Below are 22,374 nucleotides of genomic sequence, written 5' to 3' on the forward strand. Positions count from 1 at the left end.
GAGTGCGAACACCGGTGTCTTGCGGGCCCGGGGGCGTCAGGGGCGGCGGGGGTGCAGGCGCGCGCGCGACGCGCGGGCCGCCGCAAGCAGTACGGCAGCGCGGGCGTCGAAGGAGTGCTCGGCGGCGATGCGCTCGGCCACGGCGGCCCGCTCGGCAGCCGACGGCCACGCGCGCGCCGGTTCGAGCAGGTCGGCCAACTCGTCGCGGGAGCGCGCGACCGCGAGCGTCGGGACGTCCAGCACGTCGGACAGCCCGGCCACCGGGTCGGTCACGACGACTCCCCCGGACGCCAGCACGTCGAACACCCGGTTCGACACGAAGCCCCCGGCGGCCATGTCGGGCCAGTGGTCGTTGAGCACCACACGCGCCGAGGCGTAGGCCGCCGCGACCTCGGCCCGGGTCAGCGACGGTTCGCCGAGCGACTCCGCGGGGACGACCTCGTCCCAGCCCGGACCGTGCACGCGCAGATCGGCACCGAGCGCGACCGCGTCGGACACGATGGGCCGCGCGGCACCGCGAGTCGAGCCGACGAACACCACGTGGTCGGCATCGGGACTCGTCGCCGTGCGCGCGACCGGGTGGAACACCGCCGGCTCGGTCGCCTGCAGCAGGGTCCGGACCGGCACGCCCGCACGCGCAGCGGCTGCGGCTGCCCACACCGGCCCGGCCGCGAACACCGCGTCGAACGACCGCAGTTCGGTGTCGGCGACGTCGTCGGGGTGGCTGATCACCCAGAGCAGGTTCGCCGACGCCGGGTTCGGCGGCACCCGGTCGAGGCCCCGGATCACCAGGGTGACGTCGTCCGAGGCATCGTCGTCCCGCACGTGGGCGTCGCGTCGGTCGATCCGGACCCGCTGCCCGAGCCGCTCGAGTGCCCCGGCGAGCTCGGCGGCGAAGTGCACGTCGCCCCAGCCGTCGCCCTCCGGCCCGGCGGGCGCAGCGATCTTGAGCGACCAGGTGAGGTGTTCGGCGTCGCCACCGGTCAGGCGCGCGGCCGAGGCCACCGGCCGGGCACCCCAGGGCGGCAGCGGCGGTCCGGCGACGACACCGGCGCCCTCGGACGCGCGGTCGCGCCAGGCGGTGAACGCGTCGACGGTCGCGGCGTCGACGGTGCGGCCGGCCTCGACCGAGCGGGTCGCCTCGCCGACGACGCGCACCGCTCCGCCGTGGGCATCGGCGACCGCGCGGGTCCAGGCCGTCAGGGTCATGCGTTCGTCCGGGAGGCACGGTGCCGGCACCAGCGCCGCCCCCGGCACCGAGAGCACCGGCTGGTCCGCCGCGAAGACGGTGTCGACGCCCGTCACGGTGTCGGCGCGGTCGTCCGACCACGGCAGGGCACCGGGGCGCAGCAGCCGGGCACCGGAGCGGAGCGTGCGGTCCGGCATCCGGACCCGGGCCTGCGCGACCGAGCCCGCCGCCGCCAGCGCGTGCAGCGCCGGCACGTCGACCGACACCGAGGTGTCGACCACCACGAGCGTCCGGCCCACACCGGCTGCGACACCGGCGTTGATCGCCGAGCCGAGGCCGTCGACGGGTTCCGGTCGGACCCACGGCAGGCGACGACCGAACGGGTCGACCGGCGAGGCATCCGCCACGTAGCTCACGGCGCGGACGTCGACCCCGCGGCCGAAGGCATCACGGGCGACCGACACGAGCCGGCCGACCTCGGCGTGCCGGTCCGAACGGGTCGTGACGAGCACCGTGACGTCCTGGTCCAGCCGCGGCAGCGGGTCCGGGAACCCGGTCACGGGAACGACGGACGCCGCCGTCACGGACGCGGGACGGGCCTCCTGGCCGGGGTGGCCGGGGTGGCCGGGGAGGCCGGAGGCCGTCGCCTCCGGACGGCGGCGTCGACCGAACCAACCAGGGGCGGGGGTCACGTGCGGAGCTAGACGCCGAGGAGTCGCTGCAGGTAGACGCCGTAGCCGCCCTTGACCAGCGGCGCGGCGAGCTCGGCGAGCTGCGCGTCGTCGATCCAGCCGTTCCGCCAGGCGATCTCCTCGATGCAGCCGATCTTGAAGCCCTGACGGTCCTCGATGACCTTCACGTACTCCGACGCCTGCATCATCGACTCGAACGTGCCGGTGTCGAGCCACGCGGTGCCGCGGTCGAGGACCTGGACGCCGAGCTCGCCTGCCTCGAGGTAGCGCTCGTTGACCGTGGAGATCTCGAGCTCGCCACGGGCGCTCGGCTCGATCGTCTTGGCGATCTCGATGACCTTGTTGTCGTAGAAGTACAGGCCGGGGACGGCGTAGTTCGACTTCGGCTCGGCCGGCTTCTCCTCGATGGAGACGGCGGTGAAGTCGTCGTCGAACTCCACGACGCCGTACGCCTTCGGGTCGGCCACGTGGTAGGCGAAGATCGTCGCACCCTGGACGTCGGTGTTCTTCCGGAGGTTCGTGCCGAGGCCGGTGCCGTGGAAGATGTTGTCGCCGAGGACGAGGGCGACGCTGTCGTCGCCGATGAACTCCTCGCCGATGACGAAGGCCTGCGCCAGACCGTCCGGGGACGGCTGCACGGCGTACTGGATCTCCATGCCGAGCGCCGAGCCGTCACCGAGCAGGGCCCGGAACTGGTCGTTGTACTCCGGCGTCGTGATGACCAACACCTCTCGGACGCCCGCCATCATCAGGGTCGACAGGGGGTAGTAGACCATCGGCTTGTCGTAGATCGGCATGAGCTGCTTGCTGATGCCCTTGGTGATCGGCCAGAGGCGCGTGCCGGAACCGCCGGCGAGGATGATGCCCTTCATCGGTGTCCCGTCCCTTACTTCTTCGTCCGGAGCGACTCGGTGTACGCGACGCACTCCTCGTACGTCGGCAGCAGGCCCTGTGCCGCGGCTTCCTCGAGGGTGGGGGCGCTGGTGTCCTTCTCGGACAGCACCAGCTCGCCGAGGCCCTCGGGCAGGTCGAGCCCGACCGTCGGGTCGAGGATCGTGATCCCCTTCTCACGCTCGGGGTCGTAGTGCGCGCTGACCAGGTAGTTCACGGTCGACTGGTCCTCGAGCGCGACGATCGCGTGGCCGAGCCCCTCGGACAGGTAGACGGCCTTGCGGTCGACGTCGTCGATCCGGACGGAGTCCCACTGGCCGAACGTCGGGGACCCGACGCGGATGTCGACGATGTAGTCGATGAACGCCCCGCGCACGGCGGTGACGTACTTCGCCTGGCTCGGTGCCACGAGGGCGTAGTGGATCCCGCGGGCGACACCGGCCGCGGAGATCGACATGTTCACCTGGCGGAGGTCGAGCGGGTGACCGACGGTCTCCTCGAGCACGTCGGCGCGGTACGCCTCGAGGAATGCTCCTCGTGCGTCGCCGTGCTGGACGGGCGTGAACTCCCACGCGCCAGGGATCTTCAGTTCGCGGATCTGCACCGGGGAAGCCTAGCAAGCCGTGAGTTCGCATAGGCTGTCCTGGTTCTGTGCCCCGCGCCCCGCGCGCTGCGACTCCCGAAACGAGACCAAGCGAGCCCGTGAAGCTATTCGTCCAGATCCCCTGCCTCAACGAGGAGAACACCCTCGCCAGCGTCATCGACTCCATCCCGCGGGAGATCGACGGCATCGACGAGATCGAGATCCTGGTGATCAACGACGGCAGCACCGACCGCACCGTCGAGGTCGCCAAGGAGCACGGCGTCAAGCACTTCGTCCACCACACCACGAACATGGGTCTCGCCCGTTCGTTCCGTGACGGCGTCGACTACGCGCTGCTGCACGGTGCGGACATCGTCGTGAACACCGACGGGGACAACCAGTACCCGCAGGCACAGATCGCCGAGCTCGTGCAGCCGATCCTCCGTAAGGAGGCCGAGATCGTCATCGGTGACCGGCAGACGCGCACCATCGAGCACTTCTCCGGCTTCAAGAAGATCATGCAGCGCTTCGGCTCGTGGGTCGCCAGCCGCGCTGCCGGGCTCGACCTGCCCGACGCGGCCAGCGGGTTCCGCGCGTACTCGAAGTACTCGCTCATCCGCCTGAACATCGTGACGCGCTTCAGCTACTGCATGGAGACCATCGTGCAGGCCGGCTACAAGCGCCTGGCGATCGCGTCGGTGCCGATCACGACGAACCCGAAGACCCGCGAGTCGCGGCTCTTCAACAACATCTTCCAGCACATGTTCGAGTCCGGCTCGGCGATCGCCCGCGTCTACCTGATGTACCGGCCGATGGCCCTGTTCCTCTGGGTCGCCGCGGTGCTCGGTGCGCTCGGGCTCTGGCCGCTCATCCGCTACCTGGTGCTCCTGGCGATGCAGACCGGCGGCAACCACCTGCAGTCGATCATCCTCGGTGTCGTCCTGCTCATCACGGCGCTCCTCTCCATAGTCATCGGCGTCGTGGCCGACCTCACCCGCCTCAACCGCACGCTGGCCGAGGAGCAGCTCGACCTGCAGAAACTGCAGCGGTATGGCGACTGACACGGCCCCGGCCGTGTCGCGCTCCGACGTCCGACCCGCGGTCGGGCGGCGCGAGCGCATCCTCGTGATCGCGTTGACGGTGGCCTTCGCCGCCGTCCTCGCGGTCTGGGCCGTCGTCACCACGACGTACAAGGCCCCGGACGAGCCGACCCACGTCGACGCCGTGCTGCACCTGGCGATCGGTGACGGCTGGCCGGCGCCCGGCGCGATGCACTACCTCAACGCGGTGCACGACACCCAGATCAGCAACATGCGGCAGTCGACCGACGTGAACCAGACGTGGGGCGAGTTGCTCCGCGAGTTCCCGGGCGTGCACCCGACGAGCATCGACCAGATGTCGCAGCACCCCGCCACGTACTACGCCCTGGCCGCCGGGGTCCTGCAGCTGGTGCACTTCGAGGACCTCCGCTGGGACCTCGCCGTCATGGTGCTGCGACTGTTCGACGCCCTGCTCGTCCTGCCGCTGCCGTTCCTGGCGTGGGCCACCGTGCGTCGGCTGACGCGGTCACCACGGGCCGCCCTGGTCGGCGGTGCGGCGGTGTTCGCCCTGCCCGAGGTCGCCTCGATCGGCACCTCGGTCACGAACGACGCGCTCATGCTGCCGCTGTCCGGGGCGCTCGTGTACTTCGTGGTGCGACTGCTCACCGGCGACCTGCGGGTGCGCACGACCATCTGGATCGGGCTGCTGCTCGGCGCGATGCTGCTCGTCAAGGGCACCGCGCTCCCCGCGATCCCGTTCGTGGGCATCGCCGTGATGGCCGCGGGCTGCACCCGGGCGACCGTCTGGCGGAACGCGCTCCGGACGCTGTGGACCCTGGGGCTCGCCGCCGTCGTCGGTGGCTGGTGGTGGCTGCGCAACATCCTCGTGTACCGCGACATCCAGCCGGACGGCATGGCCGGCGCACGTCCGCCGATGCCGTTCCCGGCCGGCACCGCCGCCAGCCCCGAGGTGTTCCTCCGCGACTACTGGAACGGCGTCACCCGCACCTTCTGGGGCAGCGTCGGTGGTCTCACCCAGTTCCAGCTCGCCCAGGTCCTGATCGACGGGCTGACCATCGCGTCGCTCGTCGGCATCGTCGTCTGGGGCTTCCGCCGCGGCCCGTCGCTCCGCCCGGCGATCGTGCTGGCGTCGTTCCCCGTGATCCTCATCGCCCTGCACCTGCAGAGCGGGTGGGGCGGGTACGTCCGGAGCACCATCGTCGCCGGCACCCAGGGGCGCTACTACTACCCCACGCTCATCGCCCTCATCGCCCTGAGCGCCCTCGCCTGGCGCCGGGTCACCGTGACGGCAGCCGGCACCACCCGGCTCGCCGTCGGGATGTCGATCGCGGCGATGGCCATCGCGCTGTACGGCGTCGTCTACGCGCTGCGGGCCTTCGGGCGCGACGCCGCCTTCTGGGTCGACGAGTTCGCGGTCGGCCGGTTCGACCGCTACGGCATGGTCCCCGCCGGCACGAACTTCACCCTCGTCGCCGTCGCCGCGGTCGCACTGACCGTCACCGCCGTGCTGCTCGTCCGGTTCATGCGCCGTCCGGAGGTCCCCGCGTGAGCGCCCCGCGACCGCTCGTCGGCCGGCACGAGTGGGTCCTGCTCGGCACCGTGACGCTGGCCTGGCTCGCCTTCCTGCTGACCTTCGCCCTGGTCACCCCGGCCTTCGGGGCACCCGACGAGCCCGCACACGTCGACGCCGCGTTCCGCCTCGCGCTCGGACTCGGCTGGCCGCACGGCGGCGAGATGCACTACCTCGCCGCCGTGCGGCAGATCGTCGAGCACCCCGCACCGGCCGTCGACCGCCCCACGGTCGACGCGCTGCTGGCGGCGGTGCCCGGGGACTCCCCCGCGATCGACCCGATGTCCCAGAACCCGCCGACCTACTGGTTGGTGGCCGCCGGGATCCTGCGCGTCATCCGGTTCGGCTCCCACGACTGGGCGACCTCGGTGCTCGTGCTCCGCGTGTTCGACGTGCTGCTCGTCACCGCGCTGCCGGTCCTGGTCTGGGCGACGGTCCGTCGGGTGACCCGCTCGCCCCGCACGGCACTCGTCGCCCCGGTCCTGCTCTTCGCCGTCCCGCAGCTGGCGCAGGTCACCTCCGGCGTCACGGTGTGGGCACCGGTCGTGCTGCTCGGTGCCGTGCTCGTCTGGCTGAGTGCACGCGTGCTGACCGGTGATCGCTCGTGGTGGACCACCGCCGGGCTCGCCGTGGCCGTCACCGGGCTGGCCGCCCTGAACGCGCTGGGGCTCCTGGCGATCCCGTTCGTCGTCCTCGTGTCCGTCCTGGCACCGGGCCGGACGTGGCGTCGCCGGGCCCTGCACGCCGGCGTGGTCGTCCTCGCTGCCGTCGCCGTGTCCGGCTGGTGGTGGGTGCGGACGCTGCTCGTGAGCGGGACGCTCCTGCCCGACGCCCTGCGCGCCGTCACGACCGTGCAGCCGTACCCGGCGGGCGGTGCGAACCCCGGGGCGTTCGCCGGGCGCCAGTGGGACGGCCTGACCGCCTCGTTCTTCGGCGCACTCGGTGCGAACCAGTGGCCGTTGCCGGCGATGGTCATCGACACGCTCGCGATCGTCGGACTGGCCGTCATCGGGTGGTCGTACGCCCGCCGGGCTCCGGGTCGCCGGGTGACCACGATCCTGCTCGTCTGGCCGACGGTCGTCCTCGTCGCCACCCTCGCCTACAACTGGCGGAACTACCTCGGCACGCACCAGGGCAACGGGCTGCAGGGCCGGTTCCTGTTCGTCGCGGTCGTCGCGCTCGTGCTCGCACAGGCGGTCGCGTGGCACGCCCTCGTCGTCCGTCCGGAGCTCCGCCGACGCCTGGCCCGGCTGGCGGTCGTCGGTTCGCTCGCGATCGGCACGTACGGCATCGGCCTGACCTACCGCGGCGGGTGGGAGAACACGCAGTTCCGCATCACGCCCGGCGGGATCTCCGCGATGGCCGGCGGCGCGGTCGCCGGGCCGTTCGCGATCCTGCTGGTCGCCATCGTGTTCACGGCCGCCGCCGTCGCGACCGTCGTCCTGGTGTGGCGCACCGTCGCCGAGCCGGGAGCACCCGCCACCACCGCCGAGCCCGCCGACGCCGAAGCCGCCGAGCCCGCCGACCCCACCAGCGGCCCGCTAGAATCGCCGCCGACCCACGAACCGACCGTCAGGAAAGAGAACTCGTGAAGATCCTCGTCACCGGAGGAGCCGGCTTCATCGGCTCGAACTTCGTCCGCCGCACGCTGGAGGACGCGTACCCCGGCCTCGAGGGCGCCGAGGTCGTCGTCTACGACGCACTGACCTACTCCGGCAACGAAGCGAACCTCGCCCCGGTCGCCGACTCCCCCCGCTACACCTTCGTGCACGGCGACATCCGCGACGCCGCGAAGCTCGACGAGGTCGTCCCGACCGTCGACGCCATCGTGCACTTCGCCGCCGAGTCCCACGTCGACCGCTCGGTCCGCGACTCCGGCATCTTCGTCGAGACCAACGTCGTGGGCACCCAGCGCCTGCTCGACGCCGCGCTCCGCCACGGCACCGAGCGGTTCGTGCACGTCTCCACCGACGAGGTCTACGGCTCCATCAGCGAGGGCTCGTGGAACGAGGAGCGCCCGCTCGAGCCGAACTCGCCGTACTCGGCGTCGAAGGCCGGCAGCGACCTGCTCGCTCGCAGCTACCACCGCACGCACGGGCTGAACCTCTCGATCACGCGCTGCTCGAACAACTACGGGCCGTACCACTTCCCCGAGAAGGTCATCCCGCTCTTCGTCACCAACCTCATCGACGACGTGCACGTGCCGCTGTACGGCGAGGGCAACAACATCCGCGACTGGCTGCACGTCGACGACCACACCCGTGGCATCGCGATGGTCCTGACCCGTGGCCGCGCCGGCGAGATCTACAACATCGGCGGCGGCACCGAGCTGACCAACAAGGAGCTCACGCAGCTGCTGCTCGACGCGACCGGCAAGGACTGGTCGTACGTCGACCGCGTCGCCGACCGTCTCGGCCACGACCTGCGCTACTCGGTCGACATCTCGAAGATCCAGGCCGAGCTCGGCTACGAGCCGCTCGTGCCGTTCGAGCAGGGCCTGGCCGACGTCGTGCAGTGGTACCGCGACAACCGCGCCTGGTGGGAGCCGCTCAAGCAGCGTGCGGCCCTGAGCTGAACCGGCACACCGTGACCAGGTACCTCATCACCGGCGCCGCCGGCATGCTCGGCCAGGACCTCCAGGCCGCACTCGCCGGCCGCGACGTCACCGCGCTGTCGCGGGCGGACCTCGACATCACCGACCCGACCGCGGTGGACGCCGCCGTCGCCGGGCACGACGTCGTGATCAACTCGGCCGCCTACACGAAGGTCGACGACGCGGAAGACCACGAGGACGACGCCCACGCGGTCAACGCGACGGGGCCGAAGCTCCTGGCCGAGGCCGCGGTCCGTCACGGCGCGAAGCTCGTCACCGTGTCGACCGACTACGTCTTCGACGGCAACGGCACCGCGCCCTACGCCGAGGACGCCCCGACCGACCCGATCAACGCCTACGGCCGCACCAAGGCCGCCGGCGAGGCGTTCGTGCGCGCGATCGCCCCGGACACCTCGTACGTCGTCCGCACCGCGTGGATCTACGGCGCGCACGGGCCGAACTTCGCCGCGACGATGCTCCGGCTCGCGGGATCGCACGACACCGTCAGCGTCGTCACCGACCAGGTCGGCCAGCCGACGTGGACGGGCGACCTCGCCGCGCGGATCGTCGAGCTCGTCGACGGGGACGCCCCCGCGGGCATCTACCACGGGACGAACGCCGGCCAGGGTTCCTGGTTCGACTTCACGCAGGCCATCTACCGCGAACTCGGGCTCGACCCGGAGCGCGTGCTGCCCACCGACAGCGCCGCCTTCGTCCGGCCGGCGCCGCGCCCGGCGTACAGCGTGCTCGGCCACGACGGCTGGTCGCGCGCCGGACTCGCGCCGATGCGCGACTGGCGCGACGCGTTGCACGCTGCGGTCGCGGCGGGTGCGCTGACCGCGTAGGCACGGCTCTCGACCGGGAGGCGCGGGTCGGGTTCCGCACACCGCGGACCCGACCCGCGCCTCCTGTCCGACCACCGACCGCGCCCAGGGGGCGCCGGGACCACCCTGGTAGTGTCGGGCAGCCGAGCGCGGGGCCGGCCCTCGGCCCCCTGACCACGGGTCCACGAACCACGACGAGGAGCACAGCACCATGACCACCCTCCACGTCATCGTCGACCAGATCGTCGCGCCCGTGCCGGGCGGCATCGGGCGCTACGCCGAGGAGCTCGCGCGCCACCTCGTCGAGCACGCGCCGAGCGGCTGCGAGGTCGCGGGTGTGGTCTCCGCCGTCGGGTCTGACGAGATGGCGCACCTGCGGACGCTCCTGCCCGGGCTGTCCGACCTGCAGCGACTGCCGCTGCCGCGTCGTGAGCTGTCGCTCGCCTGGCAGGGCGGGTTCGTGGGCGGCATCGCGAAGGGCATGGTGCACGCGCCGAGCGTGCTCGCGCCACTGGTCAAGCACGACCGTTTCCAGGACCCGGGCCGGCAGACCGTGGTGACCGTCCACGACGTGGTGCCGTGGACCAATCCCGAGACGCTCACGCCGCGCGGCGTCCACTTCCACAAGGCGATGGTGAAGCGGGCGTGGAAGCACGCCGACGCCGTGGTGGTGCCGACCCACGCCGTGGCGGGGGCGCTGAACGAGATCCACCGGTTCGACGACCGGCTCCGCGTGATCGGCGGTGCCCCGAGCGGACGCCTCCGCCTGCCCGTCGACGCCGACCTGCGCGCCGAGCGCCTCGGCCTGCCCGACCGCTACGTGCTCGCGGTCGGCACGCTCGAGCCGCGCAAGGCCCTGGCGTCCCTGATCGAGGCGATGGCCCACCCCGACGCCCCCAGCGACGTGCCCCTGGTCATCTCCGGCCCGGACGGCTGGGGCGACGTCGACGTGTACGGCACCGCGGAGCTCGCGGGCCTGTCGCGCGACCGGGTGAAGGTCCTCGGCCGCATCGACGACGCGGACCTCGCGGTGGTCTACGACCGTGCGACGGTGTTCGTGTTCCCCAGCCTCGCCGAGGGCTTCGGCCTGCCCGTGATCGAGGCGATGAGCTTCGGCACCCCGGTGATCCACTCCGACGACCCCGCCGTGGCAGAGGTCGCGTCGGACGCCGGCGTCACCGTCGCCCGGTCACCGCGGGAGTCCTACCCCGCACGGATTGCACAGGCCGTCTACCAGGTCGTGAACGACCCGCAACTGTCCAGCCGGCTGGCCGTGGCGGGGCCGGACCGCGCACGCATGTACGACTGGTCCGACTCCGCCGCGGAGACCTGGCAGCTGCACGCCGACCTCTGACGGCAGGAGCGCGTCAGCCCTTGTACGTGTAGGTGCTGACCCAGTCGATGTACAGGTGCCCCGCGTCGCCCCAGTCGCCCACCTGGAACATGTAGCGGTGCGCGGTCTTCGGCACGTGGGTCGTGATCGTCTTGATCACCTTGCCGTCGAGGCGGTACCGCACGGACTTCCCGGGCACCCACTCGATGGAGTACGTGTGCCACGAACGCCACGAGACGCCGGTGCTCAGGCTCGTCGCGTTGGCCTCCTGGCCCGCGATCATCGAGTGGTGGTGCAGCATCGGCTGCTGGTCGAAGTTGGCCTCGGGGTAGTCGATCTCCCCGTCGGCCCAGCGGTCGGACGACGGCCAGAGCATGAAGGCCGCGCCGTTGCCGGCACCGCCCGTGGCCTTGGCGCGGACGATGAACTTGCCGCCCTTGTGGCCCCAGGCTCCCGTCGGCGTGCCGAAGGTACCGGCGGCGCCGTGCTTGCCGTCGAGCTTGACGTCCATGTACCCGTTGTGCGAGCTGATCTGCGAGCCCGAGTAGTACATGCCGCCGGTCCCGTCCGGGTACGGCTGCCACGAGTTGGCGTACTTCTTGGCGAAGGCGCCCTTCGCACTGGCCGCGGTGCTGAACTGCTCGCGGAAGGTCTGCTTGAAGTTCCCGACGTCGCCGAGCGGTGCCGAGCTGGCGGTCGCTGCGGTCCCCTGACCGAGCGGTCCGGCGACGAGTGCTGCTCCGAGGAGCACGACGGCGAGTGCGGCCCTCCTGGTGGTGCGCTTCTGCATGAGGTCGGTCACTCCCTGACGTGACTGTTCGCACCCGTTCCCGTGGGTGCCGGGCCATCGGATCTCGACTGCCCGGCGTTCACGGTAGTTGCTGTCCACAATCTGCGCCTGGGGGTTGACACTTCAGCGCACCCCCAGTACACGGGGCTTGCGCGAGGATCAGCCGTCGGGCAAGAAGTCCTGGTCAGTGCGCGTGGCGTGGCGTCGGCATCGGTCGGATCAGCCGCGCGCCGACGTCGGGTGGTGGGGTCAGGGCCGTGCGCGACGGCGTCGAGCGACCACGGCGACCACGACGGCGGCCACCACGGCGAGGACGGCGACGACCGCTGCGGCCTCGGCGACGTGGAGCGCCGCGAACCACGAGTCGAACTGCGACTTCGTCGCCACGACGTCCGGGCCCGCGCCGCGGAACCACCCCGCCACGGGGTTCACCGGACCGGCCGCGCCCGCAGCGACCGCGCAGACCACCGCTGCGACCACGGCGACCACGGAGAGGACAAGGACGGGGACGGCGCGGCGCATCCCGCTACCGTAGCGCGGCTCGGACCCCGCAGCGGCGGCCTCAGAGCGAGTCGCGGAGGCGCGCCGCCTTCTCCTCGACCAGGCGCTCGAGCCCGTCGGCGTACTCGGTCAGGCGAGCGGCGACGGCCGGCTCCGAGGAACCGATGATGCGCGCGGCCAGCAGACCGGCATTGGCGGCACCGTTGATCGCCATCGTCGCGACCGGGATCCCCGCCGGCATCTGCACGATCGAGAGCAGCGAGTCGAGGCCGTCGAGACGCGCGAGCTGCACCGGGACACCGATCACCGGGAGCGTCGTCATCGAGGCCACCATTCCCGGCAGGTGTGCCGCTCCGCCGGCCCCGGCGATGACGACCCGGATGCCACGGGCGGCGGCGCCGCGGGCGAAGCGGGTCATCTTGTCCGGGGTGCGGTGCGCCGACACGACGTCCGCCTCGAAGGGGATGCCGAGTTCGGTGAGGATGTCCGCCGCTGCCCGCATGGTCGGCCAGTCGGAGTCCGACCCCATGATGATCGAGACGAGCGGCTGTGCGGGTGCGGCGGTGTCGGTCACGCGACGAGCCTAGCCGAGCAGCACGCGTCGCCAGGTGTCGCCGTCACGGCCGATCGTGCGGTCCTCGGCGACCCAGCGGGCCGCCCCCTCGTCCGCCCGGCCACGGTCGACGGCGGTCCGCACGGCGTCCCGCCACGCCGACACGTCGTCCGGCACGGCCACGGCCCCGTGGGCCCGTGCGACGGCGTAGGACGGACGGTCGGACACCACGGCGGGCAGCCCGAGCGCGGTGTACTCGAGGAACTTCAGGTCGCTCTTCGCGCGGTTGAACTCCTCGTCACGGAGCGGTGCGACACCCGCCCGCCAGCGCTCCCGGTGCGCCACGAGCCATCGGGAGAACGCCGGGTAGTGCCCGTCGGGGACCTCGACCCGGCGGAACCAGTCGGCACCGCCCTCGTCGGTCACCCCGATGACCTCGAGCCGGATCGGGGTGCCGTCGGCGGTGGTGAGGTCGGCGAAGACGTCACGCAGGAGCTCGAGGTCGGCGGCGTGGGTGAGCGTGCCCATGTACAGCACCCGGTGCTCCCCCGCGGGCCGCTCGTCGTCGTCCGCGGTGGGGCCGGCAGTCCAGATCGTCGGGTCGAGGGCGTTCGGCACGACGACGACGTCCCGCGCCACCGGACGGACCACGTCGGCGAGTTCGGGCGTGCTCACGACGACGGTGTCGGCACCGCGCACCAGGGCGTCGATCGAGGCGAGCCGGTCGGGGTCGTACTCGGCGCGGGCCAAGCGGGCGCGTCCGGACTCGGTGAAGAAGTCGTCGTCGACCTCGGCCACGACGCGGATGCCCCGGGAGGCGGCTGCCGCCAGGAAGGGCTGCACGTCGGCACGGGGAAGGATGTCCCGCTGCACCAGGAGTGCGGCGTAGGGCGCCTGGTCGGAGCCGTCGACGAACGCCGCCGGGTCCACCTGGCGTACCTCGGCGGTGCCGCTCGCAGCCAGGTGCTCGGTGCGGCGGACGACACGGACGTGTGCCGAGGCCGGGTGGGCGCCGCCACCGCCCGCGACGACGTACCCGAGGACGGGCAGGGGCGCCGGCTGTGGCGGGGCACCTGCGACGGCGCGGCGCAGACGTCCGGCGGCCCGGCGGACGAGATCACGCGGCATGCGCCCATCCTCTCGCACCTGGCACCTCGCACCGCACGGCGAACGCCGCACGGCGGACGCCGCACGGCGAACGCCGCACGGCGAACGCCGCACGGCGGACGCCGCACGGCGGACGCCGCCTCAGCGCACCGTCACCGTCCGGCACGGCGACGCCCTGCGGTCCGCTCCGCTCCCGGTGTTGTGGACGATCGCGCAGACGGTGTGCTTGCCGGCCGCCGCCCGGACGGTGCCCGCGAAGCCGTGCGACCCACCGGAGCCCCAGGTCGCGTCCACGTCGGCGCGCTTCCGACCGGCGTCCAGCGACGTCACCCGCTTGCCGTCGACGGTGATCGCCACCCGGCTCGCCGAGGCCACCGCGTCGCCGTCGAACGCCCAGCCGCGCACCGCGATGCCCCGGGTCGCGGCCTTGGCGGACTCCAGTTCGGCGTACGGGTCGTGCCGGTAGGCGCGGACGGTCGAGCAGCCGAGCGGGGTGTCCGATCCCGCGCCGATGTTCACCGCGGTGACGCAGACGCGGCGAGCGCCGGCCGCGGTGGGCACCACGACGTCGAAGCCGTGGGTCGCGCCGACCCCGGAGCGTGCGTCGACGTCCGGACGGTCGAGCCCGGCGGTGGTGACGCCGGCCGAGACGCCGTCGACGGTGGCACGGACCCGCACGGGCTGCGTGGGGTCGTCCTCGTCGTAGGCCCACCCGGACACGCGGACGCCGCCGCCGGTGCCGGCGACGGCCTCGAGCGTGCCACGGGGGGTCAGGTCGGCGGCGGGCACACCCAGGCGTGCGTTCGCGACGAGGGCCTGTGCGTAGGTCGAGAACCACTTGCCGGCGGCCGGGGCCCCGTTGCAGGTGCCGTCGCTCGCGCCGGGGGTCTTGACCCACAGCAGGGCGTCGAGCGCTGTGCCGTCGGACACCACCCGGGGCGAGGTGCCGAGCCCGGCACCCGGGCCGTTGCACCAGGTTCCGCGCCAGCCCTGCCCGTTGCGCGAGGTGTCGATCACGTAGTGCGAGCCCCCGGTGGCGGCGGACACCTTCTGCGCGTAGGCCTGCTCCTGCGCGGTCGGGTAGTAGTTCGCGACGTTCGTGAAGAACCCGCGGGCCTGCTGCACGCCCGCGCTGTTCAGCCGCGACGCCATCAGCGCGGGCTGCACCCAGTTCGAGTTGCCGGCGTCCAGGTAGGCGGGGACCCCGGCGGCGGTCAGCCCGGCGACGGTGCGGGACAGGATCCGGTAGCGCTGCTCGTCGAGCGCGGTGCTGCACTTGGCGTTGCTGAGCATCGCGAGCGAGTCCGGTTCGACGATGACGGCTGCGCGGTGGCCCGCCAGCGCCGCGGTGACCTGGTCGACCCAGGCGTCGTAGGACCCCTCGTCGAAGCCGCCGGCGGAGTACCCGCCGCAGTCACGGTCGGGGATCGCGTAGAGCACGAACACGGGGGTGGTGCCGGATTGTTCGGCACCGGTGAGGGCGGTGCTGATGGTCTTGGTCAGCTGCGTCCCCTGGCTCCAGTCGCCGAGCCAGGTCGCGACGGGGTACCCGGCGATGGTCTTCGCCGCCGCGGCCCCGGCGGGGTCGGTGGCGGCCAGGGCGGCCTGCGCCTTCGCGGCCTCGCTCGTCGGCGACCGGTACGGCCCGGCGCCGTAGAGCGACGCGGACGTGGCCGAGCGGATGGTCGAGGCCGAGGTCGCCGCGGACGCGGTCGCGGTCGGCAGCAGGCCGGCGACGGCCGCGACGAGGGCGATGGCTGCACCGCAGACGGCGGCACGACGCGGACGGCGGCGCATGGGGACTCCCTGGACGGTGGGCGCGGACTGTACCAGGGGAACACGCGCTCCCGGCTCCCGCCAGCCTCCCGAGCGGGTGCCACCCGAGGGAGTGTCCGCAGAGCGGCCGACAAGTGTGTCCCGCACCCGTGACGGACGGGAGGCCCGTGGCGGCGTCGCCACGGGCCTCCCGTCCGTCATCCGGTCACGTCGAGGACGCCACCCGGTGTCGCGGACACCGGCTCAGTCGTCGAAGTGCGCCGCGGCCGCGCGGGCGCGGTAGACGACGTCGTCGACGTCGTCGCCGAGCACCGTGACGTGCCCGATCTTCCGGCCGGGCCGGGGCGCCTTGCCGTAGAAGTGGTACTTCGCCTCGGGGAAGGCGTCGAGCGCTGCGGGGTACCGGGCGGCGAGGTCGCCGTCCGCGGGCCCGCCGAGCACGTTGACCATGACGGACGCGGGGGCGAACGAGCCGGTGGCCCCGAGCGGCAGGTCGAGGACAGCGCGCAGGTGCTGTTCGAACTGGCTCGTGGTGGCGCCGTCGATGGTCCAGTGCCCGGTGTTGTGCGGACGCATCGCGAGCTCGTTGATGAGGATGCGCTCGTCGTCGGTCTGGAACAGCTCGACCGCCAGCACGCCGGTCACACCGAGTTCCTCCGCGATGCGGACGGCGATCGACTCGGTCAGGTCGGCGATCCGGCCGGCGCTGTCCGGGGCCGGTGCGATGACCTCGGCGCAGACCCCGTCGCGCTGCACGGTCTCGACGAGCGGCCAGGCGACGACCTGCCCGGAGGGACGGCGTGCCACGGACTGCGCGAGCTCGCGGGTGAAGGGGACGAGCTCCTCGACCAGGAGGGCCTGGTCGCCGCCGGCCTCGGCCACGGCGATGAACCAGTCGTCGACGTCGGACGCGTCGGAGACGACCCGGACGCCCTTGCCGTCGTACCCGCCCCGCGGCGTCTTGACGACGGCACGGCCACCGTGGTCCGCCAGGAATGCTCGGAGGTCGTCGGGTCCCTGCACGGCGGCCCAGTCGGGCACCGGCAGTCCGAGTTCGCTCAGCCGGCGACGCATGGTGATCTTGTCCTGGGCGACGGCCAGCGCGTCCGGTCCGGGGTGGACCGACACGCCCGCGTCGACCAGGCTGCGCAGGACGTCCTGCGGCACGTGCTCGTGGTCGAAGGTCACGACGTCGACCTGTCGGGCGAACTCGAGCACCGTGGCGGCGTCGTGGTAGTCGCCCTCGGCGGTGGCGGCGATCGCAGCGGACATGCCCGGCCCCTCGGCGAGCACCCGGATGTCGATCCCCAGTTCGACCGCGGCCGGCACCATCATCCGTGCCAGCTGTCCCCCACCGATGACCCCGACGCGCAACGCCATGCTGTGTGATCCTTCCGGCGCTCCCACCGTGCGGTGGGAACGCGTTGTCTACAATCGCTGTTCGGGTCGCGCTCTGCACGACCGGTCACAACTCTACGGATCCTGGAGGGCTCGTGCGGCGCCTCATCGCCCAGCTGGCACGCTTCGGCGTCGTCGGTGCCGTCGGCTTCGTCGTGGACACCACGGTGTTCAACGTGCTGCGCATCACCGTCCTGAACCCCGAGGACGTCCACTCGGGGCCGTTCTGGGCGAAGGTCATCTCCACCGTCGTGGCGATCTTCGTGAACTGGATGGGCAACCGGTACTGGACGTTCCGCGAGCAGCGTCGCGCCGTGGCCACCCGCGAGGGCATCGAGTTCGTCGTCGTGTCGCTCGGCGGCATGGTCATCGCACTCGCCTGCCTCGGGGTGTCCCACTACGCGATGGGGCTCACCTCGGTGCTCGCCGACAACGTCGCGAACATCATCGGGCTCGTGCTCGGCACGGTCTTCCGGTTCTGGCTCTACAAGGTCTGGGTCTACCACCCCGAGCGCACGGCCACGCAGTCGGCCGCCGCGGACGAGTCGGTGTCCGACGGCCCGCGGGTCCCCCACGACGTCTGACCTAGGATCGGTGGGGTGACGGCCGAGACGACCACCACCCCCGCCCCACCCCGCACCGCGCGCTGGGAACGTGTCGCGATCGCGGTGATCACGGCGACCTTCGGGCTCTGGCTGGTGGCGTGGGCGTTGCTCGTCCCGGTGTTCGAGGCCCCCGACGAGACCGCGCACATCGACGCCGCCGTGCACGTCGCCCTCGGTGACGCCTGGGCGGCCCCCGGCGAGCTGCACGTCACCAACGCCGTGCAGGCCGCGAAGGTCGAACAGGCGACGAAGCCGTCCGACGAGTGGTCGACGGTGAGCGAGCTGCTGCAGAACGCACCAGGACCCTCGGCGACGGTCAACCAGATGACCCAGCACCCGCCGACCGCGTACCTGGCCGGAGCCGCCGTGCTCCGGGCCGTCGACTTCGGCGAGCTCCGCTGGGACCACGCGTTCGTCGCCCTCCGACTGGCCGACGTGCTGGCCGTCACCGCGCTCCCCCTGCTCGCCTGGGCGTCGGTGCGCCGGGTGACCCGCAGCCCCCGCGCCGCGTTGATCGGGGCCCTCGCCGTGTTCGCGACGCCCGAACTCGCGTCCATCGGCTCGTCGTTCTCGAACGACGCCCCGGTGCTGCTCGTCGCCGGGATCGTCGTCTGGCTCGCCACCCGTCTGCTCACCGGTGACACCCGCTGGCGCACCACGATCGCACTGGCGGTGGTCCTCGGGGCCCTGGTCTGGATCAAGGGCACCGGGTTGCCGGCGGTGCCGTTCGTCGCGGTGGTGGTGCTGTTCGCCGGCGCCGGGGTGCTGTCCCTGCGGCAACGGATCGTCCGCACGGTCGTCACGATGGCGGTCTCCGGAGGCATCGGTACCTGGTGGTGGCTGCACAACCTCGTGTCGTACGGCCGGATCCAGCCGAACGGCTACACGGCGATGCGGCCCCCGAAGGACTTCCCGCCGGGCGAGAGCCCCACGCTCGGACACTTCCTCGACGTCAGCTGGGGCACCCTGTCGCGCACGTTCTGGGGCAGCTTCGGCGGTCGCGCCCAGGTGACCATCGGCGACCTGCTCACCGCCGTCCTGACCCTCGTCGCCCTCGTGGTGCTGGTCGGCTGGGCGTTCCGCCGCGGCCCGGACCTGCGGGTGGCCCTGTGCCTCGCGGTGTTCCCGGCGCTCCTGATCGGCATCCAGAACCGCACGAGCGCGCACTCGTACCTCACCACCACCGAGGTCGCCGCCACCCAGGGCCGGTACTACTTCCCCGCGATCGTCTGCCTGATCGTGCTGAGCGCGCTCGCGTGGCGACGCCTGGTGCCGGCCGGCCGGGCACGCACCTGGGCCGCGGTGGCGCTGGCCGTCGTGCTGCCCGCGGTGGGCGTGTACGGCTTCGCGGTGGCGTCGGCCTGGTTCTGGAACGCGGCGCTGTTCCCGGTGACCGGCCGCGGGCTGCTGCGGTACTCCGAGATCGGGCCGGTGCCACCCGCGGTGCTCGTGGTCGTCGTGGCCCTGGTCGCGGTGGGGCTCGTCGCGTCGGTCGTGCAGGTCGCGCGCGCCGACCGTCGCGCCCTGCCGACGACGGTTCCCGTCCGCTGACACGCCCGGCCGCGGAGCGCCGCGGTGGCACGACGTGCCGCAGGCCCGGCGCCGAGGGGTCGTGAACTGTCGGCAGGCGCGGCCGCAGACGACACTTCGTGACCCCTCGGCGGACGGCGCGCAGCGTGCGGTGGGCGCACCCACGAGACGGACGGGAGGCCCGGTGCCAGCTGGCACGGGCCTCCCGTCCGTCATCACGCGCGACCGGTGCCCCACTCCGTGAGCAGGAATGGTCGGGTCCGTCATCCGGACCCGACCATTGCTGCTCACGAAACGCCGCGCGCGACGCGCGTCAGGCGGCGGGGACGCCGCCCTCGACCGCGGAGGGGTCGTCGGTCGGGCGGTTGCGCCGGAACCACGTGGGGGCCGCAGCGCAGAGCAGGAAGAGTCCGTCGACCGCCAGGCTCCAGACTCGGGTGACGACGACCACGACCAGTGCGATGGGCGCCGGCATGACGAGCGCCAGCAGGAGGGCTTGCACGCCCTCCCGGACGCCGAGTCCGCCGGGGGCGAAGACGGCCAGCATGCTGATCGCCGAGGCCATGCTCGCGGCACCGATCACGAAGGCCGCGTCGGTGAGCTTCAGCGACGGGTACACGCCGAGGGTGATGAAGTAGTACGCCGTGCCGGACAGCACCGCACCCGCGACGTAGAGCCCGGCTCCGCCGAGGACGGTGCCGAGGTTCGGACGGACGTCGGCCTCGAGCGGCTTGCGACGCAGGATCTTCAGCGCGATCCCGATCAGGAACACGAACACGCGCGGGATCAGGCAGACGACGCAGCCCACGAACGCCGCGATCATCAGGACGATGAGCCACGGGTCGAGGTTGTGCGTCCGCGGGTCGATGAGCAGCAGCACGAGCGCCAGGGCCAGCGTGGCGGCGATCTGCAGGGCGCCCTCGAGCAGCCCGCTCACGCCGAGGCGGGCCTTCGAGACGCCGTGCTTCGAGGCGAAGTAGACCTTGCCGATGATCCAGGTCGCGGCACCGGGGATGTAGCGGCCCATCCAGGACTTCGCGTACACGTAGGTCAGGGTGACGCCGCTGCCCTTCAGCCCGGTCGCACCGAGCCGTCGCAGCAGGTAGAACCAGATGCCGACGCCCCAGTACCGGAAGCCGAGGCTGATCACCGTCGCGAGGATCACCCACGACCACTGCCAGTCGAGCCCGGCGAGCTGTCCCCAGTCGACGCTCCGGACGTACAGCACGAGGAACACCGCGAGCAGGACGTAGAAGGCGATGGGGATCGCCTTGCCGAGGAACCGTCGTCGCTTCGACGGACGCTTCCCCTCGGGCGCGGGGGTGTCGCTGGTGCTTGCGGACAAACGGGTCTCCTGCTCAGGTCACGGGCTCAGGTCATGGTAGACGCTGGTGCGGGCCGCTCCCTGCGGTGCTGCCGCAGGGAGCGGGTGCCGGGGACGTCACCGGTCGAGCGTCACCGGGCGAGCTTGACGATCTGCACGCGGCAGGGGATCTCCGGGTCGGTGGAGCGGTCGGCGCTGCACGAGATCGTCGCGTTGTACGTGCCGACCAGCTTGCCGGCCACCGAGTAGTCACGCGCCGGGGCGGTCGCCGGGTCGAACTGCACGAAGTACTGCACGCCCTCGTCGATGAACAGGTTGCGCATCGCGTCCGAGTGGTACGTGTAGCCCTGACCTGAGCGACCGTACACACGCGTGTCGGTCAGGAACGCGAGCGAGGAGAGCGAGCGGTAGTTCGAGCCGATGACGGTGGCGTCCTCGGGCAGCGCGCCGCTCGCCCGGATCTGGTCGGCGAGCCGGACGATCTCCGGCACGTCGGTCGGCCCGAACACCCGCAGCGCCTCGGTGCGGTTGACCGACGGGTAGAACGGCGCCGGGGACCCGAACCAGTTCTGCGTGTACGAGGCGATCGGCACCACGGCGATCGCGACGCACGCCACGATCGTGCGGACCACGCCCCGACGGCGCACCAGCCGCCAGACGGCCGGCAGCATGAGCGCCCCGATCATCGCCGTCAGGTAGAACAGCGGCCAGTAGTACCGGGCGTTGCCACCGCCGCTCGACGACGACGTGATCATGCCGTAGCCGACGAAGTACACCAGGGTCGTCGCCGCGACGATGCAGGTGAACGCGTAGCGGCGGAACCGCACGACACCGATGACGAGTGCCGCCGCGAAGAGCAGGGCGATCGGCGCCGCGAACGGGGCGAAGGTGCTGATCTTCTGCAGGTAGTACGGCAGGGCGAGCATGCGCTCGTGCAGGTAGTACCCGGCACGGGCCGCGATGCCGGACTCCTTCGTCACCTTCGGCGCGGTGTCCTCGGTGGTGGACTGCGTGGGCGGCGGCACCACGGCGGGGTCCGGGTTGTCCATCGGGCCCTGCTTGTAGACCGACGGGGTGAAGTCCTCGTTGGGCGAGAAGGCGTGGTCGTTGGGCGGGACCGGCAGGAACGGCCAGTCCGTGGCACGGCCGCCGTCGTCGAACTTCGAACCGATGTTGACCGACAGCGACGACCCGAGCGTCACCGTGCCGTACTTGAGGGTCAGTGCGCCGACCCACGGGGCGATGACGACGGCGAACACGACGATCGTGGCGACCGGGGCCGTCCACCAGTGCCGGACGGGTTCACGGCGGCGTCGGGCGGACCAGACGCGCAGCAGCAGCCAGAGGATCACGGCACCGACGGCCACGGGCAGCAGGAAGAGCTTGGTGAAGTACCCGAGCGCGGCCACGACACCGAGCACCGCGCCGGAGGCGACCCGCGCACGCGTCGAGCCGTGCAGCGCCTGGTCGGCCCACCGGAGCGCCCAGAGGAACCCGACGATCCACGCGACGACGAGCAGGTCCGGGGTCTGCACCGACACGGCGCTCATCAGGGCGGGGATCGCGGTGACCATGAAGAGCACGGCCGGGACGATGCGGTGGTTCTGCGACCAGACCAGCCACCCGCCGATGCCGAGCACGACGGCCACGGCGAAGCAGTTCACGATCGCGAAGGCCGTCTGCATGCCGAGCCCGAGGGCGATGAACGGCGCCATCATCCACGAGACCAGCGGCGACCAGTACGCGTTGATCGCGTCGGGCAGCCAGCCGTTCGCGTACTCGCGCGCGATGCCCATGTAGGAGATGCCGTCGACGTTCGTCACGCCGAGGCGGTTGTGGTACGCCACGGCGGCGCTCAGGGCGACCCCGATCACCACGAGGACGCCCAGGATCAGGGGTGCGACGATGTGCCGGTACCGTCGCGCACCCGCCCCCGAACGCCGTCGTGCGGGCTCGTGGGTGCTCTGCGGTGCTGCGGTCGTCGTCACGGTCACGTGCTTCATCATGACATCCGTTCGCTTGCCGGACCGCACCGAGGCGGATCGCGGGCCCCG

Annotated in this window: 19 protein-coding genes; 8 read left to right on the plus strand and 11 right to left on the minus strand. The window is 72.2% G+C overall.

Annotated elements, in window-relative coordinates:
* Window positions 1-36: 36 nt before the first annotated feature.
* The 3 genes from DEJ08_RS11925 to DEJ08_RS11935 all read right to left on the minus strand — a co-directional run bounded on the left by DEJ08_RS11925 (window position 37) and on the right by DEJ08_RS11935 (window position 3,376).
* Window positions 37-1,749 (minus strand): glycosyltransferase, encoded by a 1,713-nt coding sequence (locus DEJ08_RS11925; RefSeq protein WP_146248485.1) that lies wholly within the window; start codon window positions 1,747-1,749, stop codon window positions 37-39.
* A 140-nt stretch (window positions 1,750-1,889) separates the two neighbouring features.
* Window positions 1,890-2,753, minus strand: a complete 864-nt coding sequence (gene rfbA / locus DEJ08_RS11930) for a glucose-1-phosphate thymidylyltransferase RfbA (protein ID WP_111029470.1) — start codon at window positions 2,751-2,753, stop codon at window positions 1,890-1,892.
* A 14-nt stretch (window positions 2,754-2,767) separates the two neighbouring features.
* Window positions 2,768-3,376 (minus strand): dTDP-4-dehydrorhamnose 3,5-epimerase family protein, encoded by a 609-nt coding sequence (locus tag DEJ08_RS11935; protein WP_017888782.1) that lies wholly within the window; start codon window positions 3,374-3,376, stop codon window positions 2,768-2,770.
* Window positions 3,377-3,474: 98 nt separating this feature from the next.
* Here DEJ08_RS11935 and DEJ08_RS11940 point away from each other — a divergent pair, with 98 nt between their 5' ends.
* From DEJ08_RS11940 to DEJ08_RS11965, 6 genes are all read left to right on the plus strand, one after another.
* Window positions 3,475-4,416, plus strand: a complete 942-nt coding sequence (locus tag DEJ08_RS11940; protein ID WP_111029469.1) for a glycosyltransferase family 2 protein — start codon at window positions 3,475-3,477, stop codon at window positions 4,414-4,416.
* The gene (locus tag DEJ08_RS11945) at window positions 4,406-5,965 is read left to right on the plus strand and encodes an ArnT family glycosyltransferase (protein WP_111054485.1); all 1,560 of its coding nucleotides are present in this window, start codon (window positions 4,406-4,408) and stop codon (window positions 5,963-5,965) included. The genes DEJ08_RS11940 and DEJ08_RS11945 overlap by 11 nt, the downstream gene beginning before the upstream one ends.
* Entirely contained in the window at window positions 5,962-7,578 is a 1,617-nt protein-coding gene (locus tag DEJ08_RS11950; RefSeq protein WP_111054484.1) for a glycosyltransferase family 39 protein, read from the plus strand. Before DEJ08_RS11945 ends, DEJ08_RS11950 begins: the two co-directional genes overlap by 4 nt.
* Complete coding sequence (rfbB, locus tag DEJ08_RS11955) at window positions 7,575-8,561, plus strand: dTDP-glucose 4,6-dehydratase (protein WP_111054483.1); 987 nt, start codon at window positions 7,575-7,577, stop codon at window positions 8,559-8,561. Before DEJ08_RS11950 ends, rfbB begins: the two co-directional genes overlap by 4 nt.
* A gap of 11 nt (window positions 8,562-8,572) precedes the next feature.
* Entirely contained in the window at window positions 8,573-9,424 is an 852-nt protein-coding gene (gene rfbD, locus DEJ08_RS11960; RefSeq protein WP_111054482.1) for a dTDP-4-dehydrorhamnose reductase, read from the plus strand.
* Window positions 9,425-9,614: 190 nt separating this feature from the next.
* On the plus strand, window positions 9,615-10,757 hold the full coding sequence (locus tag DEJ08_RS11965; protein ID WP_111054481.1) for a glycosyltransferase family 4 protein: 1,143 nt from the start codon (window positions 9,615-9,617) through the stop codon (window positions 10,755-10,757).
* A 13-nt stretch (window positions 10,758-10,770) separates the two neighbouring features.
* Here the strand turns inward: DEJ08_RS11965 and DEJ08_RS11970 are convergent, their stop codons facing one another.
* The 6 genes from DEJ08_RS11970 to DEJ08_RS11995 form a co-directional block, all read right to left on the minus strand.
* Complete coding sequence (locus DEJ08_RS11970; RefSeq protein ID WP_110863316.1) at window positions 10,771-11,538, minus strand: family 16 glycosylhydrolase; 768 nt, start codon at window positions 11,536-11,538, stop codon at window positions 10,771-10,773.
* Between the two features lie 237 nt (window positions 11,539-11,775).
* Window positions 11,776-12,048, minus strand: a complete 273-nt coding sequence (locus DEJ08_RS11975) for a hypothetical protein (RefSeq protein WP_111054480.1) — start codon at window positions 12,046-12,048, stop codon at window positions 11,776-11,778.
* Window positions 12,049-12,088: 40 nt separating this feature from the next.
* Window positions 12,089-12,601 (minus strand): 5-(carboxyamino)imidazole ribonucleotide mutase, encoded by a 513-nt coding sequence (gene purE / locus DEJ08_RS11980; protein ID WP_206647624.1) that lies wholly within the window; start codon window positions 12,599-12,601, stop codon window positions 12,089-12,091.
* A 9-nt stretch (window positions 12,602-12,610) separates the two neighbouring features.
* Entirely contained in the window at window positions 12,611-13,708 is a 1,098-nt protein-coding gene (locus tag DEJ08_RS11985) for a glycosyltransferase (RefSeq protein ID WP_111054479.1), read from the minus strand.
* Between the two features lie 120 nt (window positions 13,709-13,828).
* Window positions 13,829-15,484, minus strand: coding sequence for a glycoside hydrolase family 6 protein (locus tag DEJ08_RS11990; RefSeq protein ID WP_220035447.1), 1,656 nt, complete (start codon window positions 15,482-15,484; stop codon window positions 13,829-13,831).
* 222 nt (window positions 15,485-15,706) lie between these two features.
* Entirely contained in the window at window positions 15,707-16,843 is a 1,137-nt protein-coding gene (locus DEJ08_RS11995) for a 5-(carboxyamino)imidazole ribonucleotide synthase (protein WP_111031918.1), read from the minus strand.
* 113 nt (window positions 16,844-16,956) lie between these two features.
* On the opposite strand from DEJ08_RS11995, the gene DEJ08_RS12000 reads away from it, so the two are divergent.
* Window positions 16,957-17,445, plus strand: a complete 489-nt coding sequence (locus DEJ08_RS12000) for a GtrA family protein (protein ID WP_111031919.1) — start codon at window positions 16,957-16,959, stop codon at window positions 17,443-17,445.
* A 15-nt stretch (window positions 17,446-17,460) separates the two neighbouring features.
* Entirely contained in the window at window positions 17,461-19,017 is a 1,557-nt protein-coding gene (locus DEJ08_RS12005; RefSeq protein WP_111054478.1) for a DUF2142 domain-containing protein, read from the plus strand.
* Window positions 19,018-19,309: 292 nt separating this feature from the next.
* On the opposite strand, the gene DEJ08_RS12010 is transcribed toward DEJ08_RS12005, so the two are convergent.
* Window positions 19,310-20,341 (minus strand): lysylphosphatidylglycerol synthase domain-containing protein, encoded by a 1,032-nt coding sequence (locus DEJ08_RS12010; RefSeq protein ID WP_111029461.1) that lies wholly within the window; start codon window positions 20,339-20,341, stop codon window positions 19,310-19,312.
* Window positions 20,342-20,451: 110 nt separating this feature from the next.
* Window positions 20,452-22,323 carry an ArnT family glycosyltransferase gene (locus DEJ08_RS12015; protein WP_181438986.1) on the minus strand — a complete coding sequence of 624 codons (1,872 nt, stop codon included), beginning with the start codon at window positions 22,321-22,323 and terminating at the stop codon, window positions 20,452-20,454.
* Window positions 22,324-22,374 lie beyond the last annotated feature (51 nt).

Source organism: Curtobacterium sp. MCLR17_054, assembly GCF_003234335.2.
GTDB lineage: Bacteria > Actinomycetota > Actinomycetes > Actinomycetales > Microbacteriaceae > Curtobacterium > Curtobacterium flaccumfaciens.